The following is a 950-nucleotide window of genomic DNA, read 5'->3' on the forward strand; positions in this document are numbered from 1 at the left end:
CGGGTCACCGCCGCCGTGGCCCGCGTCGTCCGCGACTTCTACCAGGAGTACGCCGACAAGCCGGCCGAGGAGTGCGGCGTCCGCCTCCGCTCCGCCCGGTACGCCCGCACCTGGGCAGCTGCCAAAAACTTCGCGGCCCCCATCGCCTGGGACGACGACACCATCGAGGACCCTGCAGCCGAACCGAACTACGGCGAAACAGTGCCCCGCTACATCGCCATCGCCGAGGACCACGCCGAGCTGGAGCGCCTTGGGCACGACCGGCAGCAGATCGCCGAACGCCTCGGGGTCAGCAAGAACACGCTCGACCACGCCCTCTCCTACTACCGGCAGAAGCAGGCCGAAGCCGCCACGCAGCCGGCCGCCGCGGCCTAGCCGAACCCCACCCGCACACGACAAAGCCCCGCGGTCAACGCGGGGCTCGAGGAGAGGAGGAGCTATGAGGTCAGGACTTCGGAGCAGCGGGCACGACCGTCTCGCCGAGAGCCTCGAGGGCCCGTTCGTAGAACTCGAACGGGACGATCACGGCCGCCTCCTTGCCGCGGTTCATGAGGACGGTCGTCTCGCCGGCGAACCGGGCGCGGGCGATCACTTCGCCAAGGACGTTGCGAGCGTCGGCGATCTTGTCGCGGTGCTCGGTTCGGGTCGCGGTCATGCAACCACAGTAGCGGATTCGCTGGGTACTACAACAGCGCAAACTCGCGTTCTTAGCTATGATAGCTATGTAGGCGTCGGCGTGTTGAACCCGCCCTAGGGCCCCTGGTTCCACGCGCCCGCCCACCCCGCAACACCACCCGAGAGAAGAGAGCTCGTGGGAATCCGGCTGATCGTTGAGGTGCTGGACTACGCGCCCGCCGACCTGACATGGCGCGAGCGATGCGCCCTGCTCGTCCTGGCAGAGAACGCCAACGACAGCACCAGGCAGTGTTGGCCCGGCATCGAAGACGACC

At 67.8% G+C, this 950-nt stretch carries 2 protein-coding genes; one reads left to right on the plus strand and one right to left on the minus strand.

The window, feature by feature from the left end; genetic code table 11:
* Positions 1–375, plus strand: a 375-nt coding sequence (locus ABD191_RS28910) for a hypothetical protein (RefSeq protein ID WP_344089110.1), incomplete at its 5' end; no start/stop codon positions are given.
* 70 nt (positions 376–445) lie between these two features.
* On the opposite strand, the gene ABD191_RS28915 is transcribed toward ABD191_RS28910, so the two are convergent.
* Positions 446–655, minus strand: a complete 210-nt coding sequence (locus tag ABD191_RS28915; RefSeq protein WP_030901136.1) for a type II toxin-antitoxin system prevent-host-death family antitoxin — start codon at positions 653–655, stop codon at positions 446–448.
* Positions 656–950: the final 295 nt, after the last annotated feature.

It is taken from the genome of Luedemannella helvata, assembly GCF_039528415.1.
Taxonomy (GTDB): domain Bacteria; phylum Actinomycetota; class Actinomycetes; order Mycobacteriales; family Micromonosporaceae; genus Luedemannella; species Luedemannella helvata.

What these genes read in the sequence shown, in the direction of transcription:
- ABD191_RS28915 (WP_030901136.1), bottom strand. Translation starts at nt 655, where the DNA reads ATGACCGCGACCCGAACCGAGCACCGCGACAAGATCGCCGACGCTCGC.